The following is a 13,144-nucleotide window of genomic DNA, read 5'->3' on the forward strand; positions in this document are numbered from 1 at the left end:
TGGACGTGCCGCCTCCAACCCACCTCAAACGCTACGCGGTGCTTTTCCCGGGGTTGGCTCGGTTGTCGATACGCCACCACGTGAGGAGACCCGTGACCAGCTCATCCACGATCGAAGCCCCGGAGCGGGAGACGCGCGGCAGCGATTTCGCCCGGCTTTCCCGCCGGATCACCGAGGCAGGGCTGCTGGACAGGCGCCCCGCCTACTACGCGTTGCGGCTGAGCGTCGTCGGAGGCCTGTTCGTGGCCGGCTGGGTCGCGTTCTTCATGGTGGGCGACTCCTGGTACCAGCTTCTGGTCGCGGCGTTCCTCGCGCTGGTCTTCGCCCAGGTGGCGCTGGTCGCCCACGACCTGGCCCACCGGCAGGTCTTCCGGTCCAGGCGTCCCAGCGAGCTCGCGGGCTGGGTGGCGGGCAACCTCGGCGTCGGCATGAGCTACGGCTGGTGGATGGACAAGCACACCCGGCACCACGCCAACCCCAACCACGAGGACCACGACCCCGACGTCTCCCCCAACGTCCTGGTCTGGTCGAAGCGGCAGGCAGCCGACAGCCGGGGCGTGGCCAGGTACATCGGCCGCTGGCAGGCGTTCCTGTTCTTCCCCCTGCTGACCTTGGAAGGCCTGAACCTCCACGTGGCCAGCTTCCGTGCCCTCGGGCGGCCGTCGCTCAAGCACCGGTGGGTCGAGGGCACGCTGCTCGTCGTCCACTTCGTGGCCTACTTCGCGGCCGTCTTCGCGGTCCTGCCATTCGGCAAGGGCCTGCTGTTCATCGCCGCGCACCAGGCGATCTTCGGCATCTACCTGGGCTCCACGTTCGCGCCCAACCACAAGGGCATGCCGATGATGACCGGCGACGAGCGCCCCGACTTCCTGCGCCGCCAGGTGCTCACCTCCCGCGACGTGCGGGGCGGCCGGATCGTGGACATCGCCCTCGGCGGGCTCAACTACCAGATCGAGCACCACCTGTTCCCGAGCATGCCGATGCCGAACCTGCGCCGGGCCCAGCCGATCGTCCGGGCCTACTGCGCCGAGCTGGGTATCCCCTATCTGGAGAGCAGCCTGTACAGCTCATACGCCCAGGCCCTTCGCCACATGCACGAGGCGGGCGCTCCGCTCCGGACGCGGGGGGCGTCCACGAGCGAGGAGTGACGAGTAGCGAATACTGAGGTCAGGACCAGCGACGGGGGCGACGCATGATCACCACAGAGACGGTCGACCGGATCCTCAGGTTCAACGGGGGCGACCTGCCCGTGGTCTCCCTGTACGCCGGGGTGGGGCGGGACGGCCCCACCGCCCTCTCGACCCAGATCAACAGCCTGCTCCACGAGATCCGCCCCCTGGAGCGGGACGGCTCCCTGGGACGCCGGGCGCGCCTGTCGATACGCGGTGACATCGAGCGCATCGAGAACCTCGAAGGCCTCGAACGGGTGGAGACCGGCGCCGTGGCCGTCTTCTCCTGCAGCGAGGGCGACCTGTTCGAGCAGGTCGTCCTGCCGCGCGCCGTGCGCGACCGGATCATGGTGGACGCCACGGCCTGGGTGCGTCCCATGCTCGCCGTGCTGGACGAGTACCACCGCGCCTGCGTCATGGTGGTCGACCGGCGGTCCGCGTCGGCCTGGGAGCTGTACCAGGACGAGCTGCGCGAGCTCGGCGGCGTCCAGGACCCGGCCCTGCGCAAGCCCAACTACGCCGGCTGGTACGGGCTCACCGAGCACCGCGTGCGCAACCGCGCCGACGACCTCACGAAACGGCACTACCGCAACGCCGTGCGGCTGCTGGACGAGCTGTTCCGCGCCGGCGACCACGAGCTGCTGATCATCGGCGGGCACCCGGAGGAGGTGCCGACCTTCCTGGACTTCCTCCCCCAGCACCTGCGGCCGAAGGTCGCGGGGACGTTCACCGTGGACCTCAGGACGGCCACGCCCGCCGACATCCGCCACAGCGCCGAGCGCATCGTCGAACAGTACGAGCGCGACGAGGAGCGCCGGTGGGTCGGCGAGGTGCTGGAGCGGGTGGCGACGCGCCGCCCCGCCGCGCTGGGCCTGGACGACTGCCTGTGGGCGGGCTCGGTGGCCGCCGTGCAGGCCCTGCTGGTCCAGGACGAGGCGACGGCCCCCGGGGTGGTGTGCGACGAGTCGGGCTGGCTCGCGAGATCGGGCGACACGTGCCCGCTGTGCGGGCGGCCGACGCGGCGTACCGAGGACGTCATCGACGAGCTGGCCGACGCGGTGATCGGCGAGGGCGGCTCGGTGGAGCACGTCCTGGCCGACACCGAGCTCAAGGACCACATCGTGGCCGCGTCCCTCCGCTTCCCGCTCCCCCCTCGGCCCACCCCGGAACCGCGTTCCTGAACGACCGGCCCCGGGCGCGAGGAGACGCGGCGCTCACATGAACTCGGCGAACTCCGCGCAGGTGTGCGTGCGGCCTCCCGTCTGCCAGTTGGCCAGCCTGACGGCGCGGATCCCGGAGACGGCGGTGCCCGTGCAGACGATCTGGGCCAGTCCGATGCCCTTGATCACCGGCTGCCCCCAGAGGGACAGGATGTCCCCCTCACGGGTGATCGAGATGGTGGAGCGGCTCACGCGGGAGGTGACGCCGCTCGCCTTCTCCACCTCGGACGGCCCCTCCATCAGCTGCTGGAGGCCGTACTCCGGCACGGTGGGCAACCCCGGCCTCGTAGCCTTCATCAGCTTCCCGTTCTTGACGAAGTAGACGATGTTCGACTGGGACCTGGCCCGCGCTATCGGCGGATCCCCTTCCACGGTGGTACCCGTCGGCTGGATGCCGCAGCCGGCCGCGAGCAGCGTCAGCGCGACCAGGCCGGTCACGGCGGGGCGCCTCACGCGTCCTCCCCCAGCGGCAGCCACACGGTGAACACGGCCCCACCGGAGGACTCGTTCCGCACGTCCAGCGTCCCCCCGTGCAGCTCGACGTTGGCGCGGGCGATCGAGAGCCCGAGCCCGCTGCCCTCGCTGCTCGTACGGGCCCGGTCCTGCTTGACGAACCGGTCGAAGACCAGGGGCAGCAGCCACCGGGGGATGCCAGGCCCATGGTCGGCGACGGTGAGCCTCAGCCCGGGCACGCCATCTCCCGCCTCCTCCCCGAATCGCACCACCACGGGGGGCGCGCCGTGCCTGAACGCGTTTCCCACCAGGTTGGCGAGGATGACGTCGAACCTCCTGGGGTCCAGACGCGCCATCAGGCCGCCGGGACCCTCGACCTCCACACGCCCCGCCCAGCCGCGCGGCGCCAGGCACGCCGCCACCGCGCCGGCGACGTCGATGTCGTCGGGCACCAGAGCGGCCGTCCCGGAGTCGAGCCGGCTGATCTCGATCAGATGCTCCACGAGGGTCCTGAGCCGCCGGACGCCTTCGGTGACCAGCGGACCGGCCGTCTCGCGGTCGGCGGCGGAGACGTCCTTGTCCGCGAGGGTGTCCGCCAGCGCCGTTATCGCGGTGAGCGGCGTGCGGAGCTCGTGGGAGACGTCCGCCACGAACCGGCGGGAGGACGCCTCCATGGCGCGCAGCTCGGCGATGCCGTCCTCCAGCGCCCCGGCCGTCCGGTTGAAGGTCCGGGCGAGGTCGGCGAGCTCGTCGCCGCCCGCCACCTCGACCCTGGTGTCGAGCTTCCCGTCGCCGAGGGCACGGGCGACCCGCCCCAGCCTGCGCACGGGCTCGAGGACCCCCCTCGCGGCGAACAGGGCGAAGACGACTGCGACGGCGAGCGTCACCACGCCGCCGATCGCCAGGACCCGGGTGAGAGTGCGCAGGTCCCCGGCCTCGCGGGCCAGGCTCACGATGACGAAGCCCATGACCGGGGTGGGGCGCCAGGTCCCCCCTTGGAGCGGGGGCGCGTACACCTGCGCCCCCACGAGGAGGAACGGCGTGCCACGGTGGTCGATCCGCCGGTAGACCGTGTTGCTCCTGGCCATCTGCACGAAGTCGGGCGGAAGGTCGACCCCGTAGCGGGTGTCGAGATCGGGGAAGAAGTAGACCCCGTCCTGCTGCACCTGGGCGAGCTTGACGTCGTACCGCCCCTGGACGCTCAGCGCCGACTTGAGCTGCTGGAGGTAGTCGACGCTCGAAAAGTTGTAGTTCGAGAATTCCGGCATGTCGTCGGACACGTTCCTGCCGATGGTGTTCTTGAACTCCCCGATCACGTTGGCCTGGGTCCTGTCCAGCGTGGAGCGCTGTACCAGGTAGTAGGCGATGCAGGACGCGACCAGCGATGACAGCAGCGCCACCACCACGAAACCCGCGATGAGCCGGAGGCGCAGCCCCGCGCTCCGCGCCGCCCTCACGGCGCGACGAATCGGTAGCCGAACCCGCGCACGGTCTCGATGTACCCGGGCCGTGACGGCTCGTCGTCGATCTTCATCCGGATGCGCTGCACGCAGGCGTCCACGATGCGCGAGTCACCCGGGTAGGTGTGCTCCCAGACGTCGGCGAGAAGCTGCTGGCGGGTCAGTGCCAGCCCGGGCCGCCGCGTGAGCGCGAGCAGCAGGCGCAGCTCGGTGGGGGTGAGCCTGACGTCCTTGCCATGCCGGGTCACCTTGAGCGCTCCCCTGTCGACCACCAGGTCTCCGTACGTCGAGACGTCGCCGTGCGTGGTCTCCACCCGCCGCAGCACGGCCCGGATCCTGGCGTCCAGGACGCGCGGCTCGGTCGGCTTGACCACGTAGTCGTCCGCGCCGGCCTCCAGGCCGAGGACCACGTCGAGGTCATCGCCCCGCGCCGTCAGCAGGATCACGGGCAGGGTGTCCATGCGGCGGATCCTGCGGCAGACCTCGATCCCGTCCATCCCCGGCAGCATGACGTCCAGGACGGCGATCTCGGGGCGGCGCGCCCTGATGCACTCCAGCCCCTCTTCGCCGGTCGTCCTGGCCGTGACGCTGTGCCCCTGGCGGGAGAGGGCGAACTCCACCGACGCCCGGATGAGCGGGTCGTCCTCGACGAACACGATGCTGGCCATGACCGCATTATTTCGATCACGAGTGTCAGCTCTTCGTCAATGTCCTGAATCCCAGACATTTCACGGAAGGTTCGGTCGAATCTCCGCCGGAGTGTCTCTGCCATGACGCTCGTCACCCCACACCCGGTCTCCCCCGCCCCGCCCGCCGCGCGGCGGGCCGCCCGTCCCCGCGTCCGATGGATGCTGGCGGCCGGATGGCTCGCCCATCTCCTGCTGCGGGTGTGGCTGGCGCGGTGGCGCACCGGGCCGGTCGCCAACCCCGACGAGGTGGGCTACCTGGCCGCGGCCCGCTGGCTGGCCGGCGGCGCCACGACGGACATGTCGGGCGGCACGCTGTACCAGGGCGGCTATCCCCTCCTGCTGGCGCCGGTCTTCTGGCTCGTCCACGACCCGGCGCTCGCCTACCGCCTGGTCGTCGCCGTCGGCGCGGTCGTGGGAGCGGCGCTGTTCCCCCTCGGCTACCTGGCGCTGCGCCGGCTCCCACCGCACGGGCTCGCCCCGGCCGCGGCCTGCGCGCTCGCGTTCGCGGCGGCGCTGCTGCCGGCGACCCTGATCTTCGGCCAGCTCGCGCTCGCGGACGCGATCCTGCCGACACTGGTGCTCGGCTGGCTCCTGGCCCTGCACGCCTTCGTACGATCCGGGGCGGTCCTGCCCGGCGTGGTCGCGAGCCTCCTCGCCGGGTACGGGTACGCGGTCCACCTGCGCGGCACCGTCCTGCTGCTCGTGCACGCGGTGATCGTCGGCTGCCTCCTGCTCCGCGGTCGGCTGCCCCGCCGGGCCGGTCTCGCGGCCATGGCCTCCGCGCTGGTGGCCGCGGCCGGGGCGCGGGCGCTCAACACGGCGCTGGCGGCGGCCCTCTACCCCTCCGGCACCCGCGACCTCGCAGGGCTGCTGTGGATCCGGCTGACCAGCCTGGACGGGCAGGCCTGGGCGCTTTCCGGGGCGGCCGGGCAGGTGTGGTACCTCATCGCCGGCACCTGGGGCCTGGCCGGGGCCGGCATCGCCGCGACGGCGGTCACCGCGCTGTGCCGCCGCGCCCCGGCGCCGGCCCGGGTCGCGGCCCTGGCGCTGCTGCTGGTCACGGCGGGCACCGCGTACGCCTCCTCGGCCGCGCTGCCCGACGAGCACCGGGTCGGCAACTACGCCTACGGCCGGTATCTGACGTGCGTGGCGGTCGTCCTCGCCCTCGCCGGCCTGGCCGCGCTGACCCGCGGGACCCGGCGCGCCGCCGTGCGGCACACGCTGGCCTCGGCCGCGCTGATGGCCGCCACGGGGACGGTGGCCGCCCTGTACGCGGGCGACCGGCTCCAGCGGTACGCCTTCGTGGCCTTCGACTTCCCGGAGATCTCCTTCCTCACGGGGTCCTACGGGGCGCTGGACATGGTGGCGGCGTCGGTCCGCGCCATGGCCCTGCTGGCCTGCCTGCTGGCCGCCTCCATGCCCGCGCTCCGGCTACCGCTGGCCGGCGCGGCGCTCGTCGCCGTGAACGCGATGTTCGTGACCGGCGGCACCTTCGACGGGCCCGCCCACCGCGCCGCGCCCGGCCCGCTGCCCACCACAGGCGGCGTGGCCGTGGACCGCGGGCTTTCGTGGAAGGTGAGGCTGCCGCTGGCGTACCGGATCTGGTGGACGGAACTGACGCCCTTCGACGCCGCCCACGAGCCTCCACCGCCTGCCGCCTGCACCGTCATCGTGCCCCCGCTCGCCGGGCGCCCTCCGGAGGAGTCCTGGCCCGGGCACCCCGGCGGCTGGCGCGCGGCCTCCGGCCCCGGATGGGTGCGCTGGACCTCCCCCGGCTGCGCCTCGGCGGGTCGCGGGCGGTGACGGCACCGAGCCCCTCCGGCGGTGGTGCCCGGAGGGGCTCGGAGCCGGGACCCTGACTATCCGAGGCCGGGCTTGAGCGTGACCTTGGTCCAGCCGGGCTCGCGCTTGTCGAAGTGCGCGTAGGCGTCCGGCGCATCCTTGAGCGGCAGCTCGTGCGAGAGGATGTACGACGGCTCGACCTTGCCGGTGTGGATCAGGTTGCGCAGGTGCCGGTCGTACCGCTTGACCGGGCACTGCCCGCTGCCGATCGTCTGGCCCTTGTACCAGTGGAGGCCGTACTCCAGCGGCACCCGCCCGTGCTTGGCGAGATCGTCGGAGCCTCCCGGGTCCTCCGGGACGAAGACGCCCACGACGCCGATGCCGCCGGTGTACCGCACCGACTCCACCAGCTTGTTGAGGGTGTCGTCGGGGTGCTCGTGGCCCTGCGGGTCATGGGCCTGGTAGCCCACGCACTCACATCCCCGGTCGGCGCCCTCTCCGTTGGTGAGCTCCAGCACCTGCTCGACCGGGTTGCCCTTGGAGTCGTCGATCGCGATGGCGCCGATCTTCTCCGCCAGGGCCAGGCGGTCGGGATGGCGGTCCACCACCATGATCTTGCTGGCGCTCTTCACCACGGCCGAGAGCGCGGCCATGAGCCCGACGGGGCCGGCGCCCATGATGACGACCGACTCGCCGGGGCGCAGCCCGGCCATCTCGGTGGCGTGGTACCCGGTGGGGAAGATGTCGGAGCACATCACGTAGTCGTTCTGCTTCTCGAGGCCGTCCTCTGGCATCTTGCAGCAGTTGAAGTCCGCCCAGGGCACCCGGAGGAACTCGGCCTGGCCGCCCTCCCAGGGGCCCATGTCGGCGAAGCCGTACGCCCCGCCGCAGAGCCTGGGGTAGTCGGGGTTGGCCCTGATGCAGTAGTTGGTGAGCCCGGCGTTGCAGTTCTTGCACGAACCGCACGCGACGTTGAACGGGATCGAGACGATGTCTCCGACGCTGATGCGCTCCACGGCGTCGCCGACCTCGATGACCTCGCCGAAGTTCTCGTGCCCGAGGACCCTGCCCGGCTCCATGTCGGTGCGGCCCTCGTACATGTGCAGGTCCGACCCGCAGATGTTCGTCGTGATGATCTTGATTATGACGTCGCGCGGCTCCTCGATGCGAGGGTCGGGTACGTCGTCCACGCTGACGTCGCGAGGTCCGTGGTAAACGAGTGCCTTCATTATCGTCCTCCTGAAGTCCGACGCGGGCGAGGTCACCGACCGCGCCGCCCGTCCCCTGACAGCCCGGTCACGACCTCGGTGTCACCCGACTGCCGGACTTCCTGCCCGCCGCCTCCCTTCCTTTCCGACCTTTCCGAGGGCCCGGCTCGTGGCCAGGTGGACGGAACCCCGCGGTCTCGCGTCTCCGTTCGACCATGTCCCGCCCTCCGCCGGGCCACATCCCCCATCCATGTAGAGCGGCCGTTGGACTGGAGGCGACTTTCCCCGGCCGAAATCCGTATGCGCCGCCGGGAATGCGCCGGAGCCCGTATGGGTTACACCTGATGGTCGGTGAGAACGTGTCCCCGGGCCTCACCTATTGCCTTCGTGGAATACCGTCCGGCTGGAGCCACGTTGTGCCACCCGCCGAGAGGCGACCGCTCACCGGCCCTCAGCTTCACCTCGTGCCCCGCACCTCACGGTGCGGGGCACGACGCGTTTCCGGGCCCCGACGCGACCGGCCACACCAGTTTTAGAACTAATCAGGTAGGAATTGCATACTTCACGGCGCGTGGCTATCGTCGATTCAGGTCATGAGACCAGCGACAAGCCCTGGCTTGCTGGTCGGCAACCCGCGTCCGCAGGGTGCTCCAGGTGACGACCAGGCGGGACGGCAGCGTCCCGCAAGCGAACGCCGGTCACGGCCGGCGGTGATCGGCTGGAGGTGGGGGGTGCGAGCGGCCGCATCGCGGTTCGCCGAAGCCCCCGCCGACGCAGCACGAGGAAGAGGCCCCGAATGCCGCCCACTCCCCTCCACATCAGCGCGGCCCTCGACGGTGCCGGCTGGCATCCCGCGGCGTGGCGCGACCCGTCCGCCCGCCCGCGAGAGCTCTTCTCCGCCCGCTACTGGACCGATCTCGCCGCCGAGGCGGAGAGCGGCCTGCTCGACTTCGTGACGATCGAGGACTCCCTCGGTCCGCAGTCCTCCCGGTACGAGGGGCCCGACGACCGCACCGACCAGGTCCGCGGGCGGCTCGACGCCGTGCTCCTCGCGGCCAGGATCGCCCCGGCGACCACCCGCGTCGGGCTGGTGCCCACGGCCACGACCACCCACACCGAGCCCTTCCACGTCGCGACGGGCATCGCCACCCTCGACCACGTCAGCGGCGGGCGCGCCGGGTGGCGCGCGCAGGTCTCCGGCCGCCACACCGAGGCCGCGCACTTCGGCCGCCGCGAGTTCCCGGTTCTACGGCCGGAGGACCACGACGCCCCCGAGCTGTCCCGGCACGTGAACGACCTGTTCGAGGAGGCGGCGGACGCGGTCGAGGTCGCGCGCCGCCTGTGGGACAGCTGGGAGGACGACGCCGTGAATCGCGACGTCGCCACCGGCCGCTTCGTCGACCGCGACAAGCTGCACTACGTCGACTTCCGGGGCCGGTGGTTCGGCGTCAAGGGCCCGGCGATCACCCCTCGCCCTCCGCAGGGCCAGCCGCTCGTCACGGCGCTCGCGCACGCCTCACTGCCGTACCGCTTCGCCGCACGCGGCGCCGACGTGGTCTACGTCACCCCGCACGACAAGGACCAGGCGCGCGCCATCGTCGCGGAGGTGCGCGAGGCGGAGGCGGCCGTGGGCCGGGTGGGCGAGCCCCTGCGTGTCTTCGCCGACCTGCTGGTCTACCTCGACACCGACGCCCGTGCGGCGGCCGGCCGCCGGTCGCGGCTGGACTCGCTTGACGGGGCCGGGCACGTCTCGGACGCGGCGGTGTTCGCCGGCACCCCCGAGGGGCTCGCCGACCGGCTCCTCGACTGGCAGGAGGCGGGCATCGAGGGCTACCGGCTGCGTCCCGGCGTGCTCCCTTCCGACCTGACGGCCATCACCCGGGGCCTGGTGCCCGTGCTCCAAGCCCGTGAGGCCTTCCGCCGCGCGTACGAGGCGCCGACTCTGCGCGGCCTGCTCGGCCTGCCCGTTGCGGCCAACCGCTACGCCTCGGCCGCCGTCTGAACCCCTGCGAACCCGACCTGGACCCGATCCCGCCGCCGAAAAGGAACCCGCATGAAGTTCCTCGCCATCACACTGATCGTCCACGGGCCCAACCCCCTCACCGGCGAGCTCAAGCCGACCACGGCGCGGCTGCGCGAGGTGGTCGACAACGCCGTCCTGGCCGAGGAGCTGGGCTTCGACGGCTTCGGGGTCGGTGAGCGCCACGAGCGTCCCTTCATCTCCTCCTCACCGCCGGTGGTGCTCAGCCACATCGCCGCCAGAACCTCCGAGATCCGGCTGTTCACCGCCGTCACCACGCTGAGCCTGCTGGACCCCGTACGGGCCTTCGAGGACTACTCCACCCTGGACCACCTGTCCGGGGGCCGGCTGGAGCTCATCATCGGCAAGGGAAACGGCGCCGCGCAGGCACAACTGTTCCACGTGACCGGCGAGGACCAGTGGGACCGCAACCGCGAGTCCTACGAGCTGTTCCGCCGCCTGTGGCGCGAGGACAGGGTGACGTGGTCGGGCCGTTTCCGTCCCGAGCTGCGCGACGCCGAGACCTGGCCGCGCCCGCTCCAGCGGCCGATCCGCGTGTGGCACGGCAGCGCCACCAGCAGGGAGTCGGTGGACCTCGCGGCCCGGTACGGCGACCCGCTGTTCTCCGCCAACGTCACCAACCCGATCGAGCCGTACGCCGAGCTGATCCGCTACTACCGCGAGCGCTGGGAGTTCTACGGGCACGATCCCGCCGACGCGCTGGTCGGGGCGGGCACGGCGGGCTACTACGGCGCGAGGACCTCCCAGGAGGCGGTCGAGACCTACCGGCCGATCTTCGACGCGCGGCTGGCGATGTTCCGGAGGCTGGGCCTCGCGCCGGTGTTCCCCACGCTGGAGGACGCGATCGAGCGCAGCTCGATCCTGGTGGGCAGCCCGCAGCAGATCATCGACAAGGTCCACCGCTACCACGAGCGGTTCGGCCACGAGGTCATGCACCTGAGCGCCGACGCGGACGGCCTGACCGACAAGCAGCACCGGGCCACGCTGGAGCTCTTCCAGAGCGAGATCGCGCCCGTGCTGCGCAAGGACATCCCGAGCAGGCCCTTCCCGCGGCCCGCCCCGGCCTGAGCGGCCCGCCCGGCCTGAGCGGCCCGCCCGGCCTGAGCGGCCCGTCCGGTCTCAGCGGCCCGCCCGGTCTCAGCGGCCCGAGCGGCCTGAGCGGCCCGAGCGGCCTGAGCAGGGCGGGAGTCCACCCCGAGGCACCGGTCGAGCGCCGGCCCCGTACATCCGGTCCCAGCAGCGAAAGGCAGACATGTCATCCCATCGGACCCCGCTGTCCATCCTCGACCTCGCCCCCATCGTCTCCGGCGGCACCGCCGCGGACGCCCTGCGGAACACGATCGACCTCGCCAGGCGCGCCGAGGAGTTCGGCTACCACCGGTACTGGCTCGCCGAGCACCACTTCACCCCCGGGGTCGCGAGCTCGGCCCCGGCCGTGCTGATCGCGCTGGTGGCGGCGGCGACGAGCCGCATCCGGGTCGGCTCGGGAGCCGTGCAACTGGGCCACCAGACCGCGGCGGCCGTGGTGGAGCAGTTCGGCACGATCGACGCCCTGTACCCGGGCCGGATCGACCTCGGCCTCGGCCGGTCGGGGCAGCGGCGGGCCGAGGCCCTCAAGGAGCTGAAGGAGGGCGAGCCCCGCCCCGAGGAGGCACGGCCGGAGGATGCGCGGCCCGCCCGCGAGACGCACGGCCTGCTCATCCCGCCGCCGTTCTCGTTCGCGCACCTGCTCACCTCTCCGCGTTTCGCGTTGTACGCGTCGCTGCTGCAGCAGCCGGGGGCCGAGTCCCCCGACTTCGCCGACCAGGTGGACGACATCCTCGCCCTGGTGGCCGGCACCTACCTGTCGTCCGAGGGACTCGACGCGCACGCCGTGCCCGGGGAGGGCGCGGACGTCGAGGTCTGGGTCCTCGGCAGCAGCGGCGGCCAGAGCGCCCAGGTGGCGGCGGAGCGCGGCCTGCCCTTCGCGGCGAACTACCACGTCAGCCCGTCCAGCGTGCTGGAGGCGGTGGACGCCTACCGCGCCGCGTTCAAGCCGTCGGCGAGCCTGGCCGCGCCGTACGTCGTCGTCTCGGCGGACGCGGTGGTCGCCCCCGACGACGCCACCGCCCGCGAGCTGGCCTCGCCGTACGGGCTGTGGGTGCGCAGCATCCGCGCCGGGGAGGGAGCGATCCCCTTCCCGTCACCGCGCGAGGCCGCCGCGCACTCCTGGAGCGAGGAGGAGCGGCGGCTGGTGGCCGACCGGGTGGACACGCAGTTCGTCGGCGCGCCGGAGACCGTGGTGGAGAGACTGCGCGTGCTCAGGGACGCGACCGGGGCCGACGAGCTCCTGGTGACCACGATCGCCCACGACCACGCCGACCGCGTGCGCTCGTACGAGCTGCTCGCCGAGGCCTGGGACCGGGCGGAGGCGGGGCGCGCGGCGTGACCTGGAAACGCTTGGCGTGACCGCCGCTCTCGCCGCGGAGTTGGAAGACTGGGCCATGGTGGCGGCATCATGGCATCCAGCACCGACGACCGAGGAGCGGCACGTGACCAAGCGTCCCCTTGTACTGCTGGACGTGGACGGGGTGCTCAACCCGGCCCGGAGGCACTCGCTGTGGCTGAGGCGCCACGACTGCGTGCTCGACGGGCAGACGTACCGGATCCTGCTGAACCGCAGGCACGGCCGCCAGCTCGCCGAGCTCGCCCGCGACGCGGACGCCGAGCTGGCGTGGGCCACCACCTGGGAGCAGCACGCCAACGACCAGATCGCGCCGCGCATCGGCCTGCCCTCCCTTCCGGTCATCAAGGTCAACAGCGACCCCGGCAGCCGCGCGGGCGAGCACTTCAAGACCCGGCACGTCGCCGAGTACGTCGCGGGCCGCCCGTTCGTCTGGTTCGACGACAGCCTCGGCACCCCCGACTGGCAGTACCTCAAGGACCATCCGGGCGTGGACGAGTTCCTGCTGGTGGAGGTGGACCCCATGACCGGCCTGACGGACCGCCACCTCGCCCGGGCGCGCGAGTGGCTGGCCGGCAGGGCCACGCCCGATCTCGACGGCGCGGGCGCCCCCTCCGTGTGACGGTGCCGGCCGCCCGAGAAGTGGCACGCACACACCTTTGATCGTTAACTGCGTCGC

The 13,144-nt window shown here is 72.2% G+C and carries 11 protein-coding genes and 1 riboswitch; of the genes, 7 read left to right on the plus strand and 4 right to left on the minus strand.

Going from position 1 to position 13,144, the window contains the following annotated elements:
* The first annotated feature begins 185 nt into the window (after positions 1–185).
* The gene (locus OG589_RS15470) at positions 186–1,148 is read left to right on the plus strand and encodes a fatty acid desaturase family protein (protein WP_405152049.1); all 963 of its coding nucleotides are present in this window, start codon (positions 186–188) and stop codon (positions 1,146–1,148) included.
* A 44-nt stretch (positions 1,149–1,192) separates the two neighbouring features.
* Complete coding sequence (locus tag OG589_RS15475; protein ID WP_405149684.1) at positions 1,193–2,350, plus strand: hypothetical protein; 1,158 nt, start codon at positions 1,193–1,195, stop codon at positions 2,348–2,350.
* 33 nt (positions 2,351–2,383) lie between these two features.
* Here OG589_RS15475 and OG589_RS15480 read toward each other — a convergent pair whose 3' ends face one another.
* Genes OG589_RS15480 through OG589_RS15490 form a run of 3 tightly spaced genes read right to left on the minus strand, consistent with a single transcriptional unit; the run spans position 2,384 to position 4,970 of the window.
* Positions 2,384–2,842 carry a hypothetical protein gene (locus OG589_RS15480; RefSeq protein WP_405149686.1) on the minus strand — a complete coding sequence of 153 codons (459 nt, stop codon included), beginning with the start codon at positions 2,840–2,842 and terminating at the stop codon, positions 2,384–2,386.
* Positions 2,839–4,299, minus strand: coding sequence for an ATP-binding protein (locus OG589_RS15485; protein WP_405149688.1), 1,461 nt, complete (start codon positions 4,297–4,299; stop codon positions 2,839–2,841). The genes OG589_RS15480 and OG589_RS15485 overlap by 4 nt, the downstream gene beginning before the upstream one ends.
* Entirely contained in the window at positions 4,296–4,970 is a 675-nt protein-coding gene (locus tag OG589_RS15490; protein WP_405149690.1) for a response regulator, read from the minus strand. The genes OG589_RS15485 and OG589_RS15490 overlap by 4 nt, the downstream gene beginning before the upstream one ends.
* A gap of 102 nt (positions 4,971–5,072) precedes the next feature.
* Between OG589_RS15490 and OG589_RS15495 the strand changes: the two genes are divergently transcribed.
* Positions 5,073–6,794 carry a hypothetical protein gene (locus OG589_RS15495; RefSeq protein ID WP_405149692.1) on the plus strand — a complete coding sequence of 574 codons (1,722 nt, stop codon included), beginning with the start codon at positions 5,073–5,075 and terminating at the stop codon, positions 6,792–6,794.
* Positions 6,795–6,850: 56 nt separating this feature from the next.
* Here OG589_RS15495 and OG589_RS15500 read toward each other — a convergent pair whose 3' ends face one another.
* Positions 6,851–8,002, minus strand: a complete 1,152-nt coding sequence (locus OG589_RS15500; RefSeq protein WP_405149694.1) for a glutathione-independent formaldehyde dehydrogenase — start codon at positions 8,000–8,002, stop codon at positions 6,851–6,853.
* A gap of 568 nt (positions 8,003–8,570) precedes the next feature.
* Positions 8,571–8,677: riboswitch (SAM riboswitch) on the plus strand.
* 100 nt (positions 8,678–8,777) lie between these two features.
* On the opposite strand from OG589_RS15500, the gene OG589_RS15505 reads away from it, so the two are divergent.
* From OG589_RS15505 to OG589_RS15520, 4 genes are all read left to right on the plus strand, one after another.
* Positions 8,778–9,983 carry an LLM class flavin-dependent oxidoreductase gene (locus OG589_RS15505; protein WP_405149696.1) on the plus strand — a complete coding sequence of 402 codons (1,206 nt, stop codon included), beginning with the start codon at positions 8,778–8,780 and terminating at the stop codon, positions 9,981–9,983.
* A gap of 51 nt (positions 9,984–10,034) precedes the next feature.
* On the plus strand, positions 10,035–11,090 hold the full coding sequence (locus tag OG589_RS15510) for an LLM class flavin-dependent oxidoreductase (RefSeq protein WP_405149698.1): 1,056 nt from the start codon (positions 10,035–10,037) through the stop codon (positions 11,088–11,090).
* Between the two features lie 184 nt (positions 11,091–11,274).
* A complete protein-coding gene (locus tag OG589_RS15515) occupies positions 11,275–12,450 on the plus strand; it encodes an MsnO8 family LLM class oxidoreductase (RefSeq protein ID WP_405149699.1) in 1,176 nt (391 codons plus the stop codon).
* Positions 12,451–12,553: 103 nt separating this feature from the next.
* On the plus strand, positions 12,554–13,087 hold the full coding sequence (locus OG589_RS15520) for an HAD domain-containing protein (RefSeq protein ID WP_405149701.1): 534 nt from the start codon (positions 12,554–12,556) through the stop codon (positions 13,085–13,087).
* Positions 13,088–13,144: the final 57 nt, after the last annotated feature.

Origin of the sequence: Sphaerisporangium sp. NBC_01403 (assembly GCF_045040145.1) — a bacterium.
In the GTDB taxonomy this organism is placed as follows: domain Bacteria; phylum Actinomycetota; class Actinomycetes; order Streptosporangiales; family Streptosporangiaceae; genus Sphaerisporangium; species Sphaerisporangium viridialbum.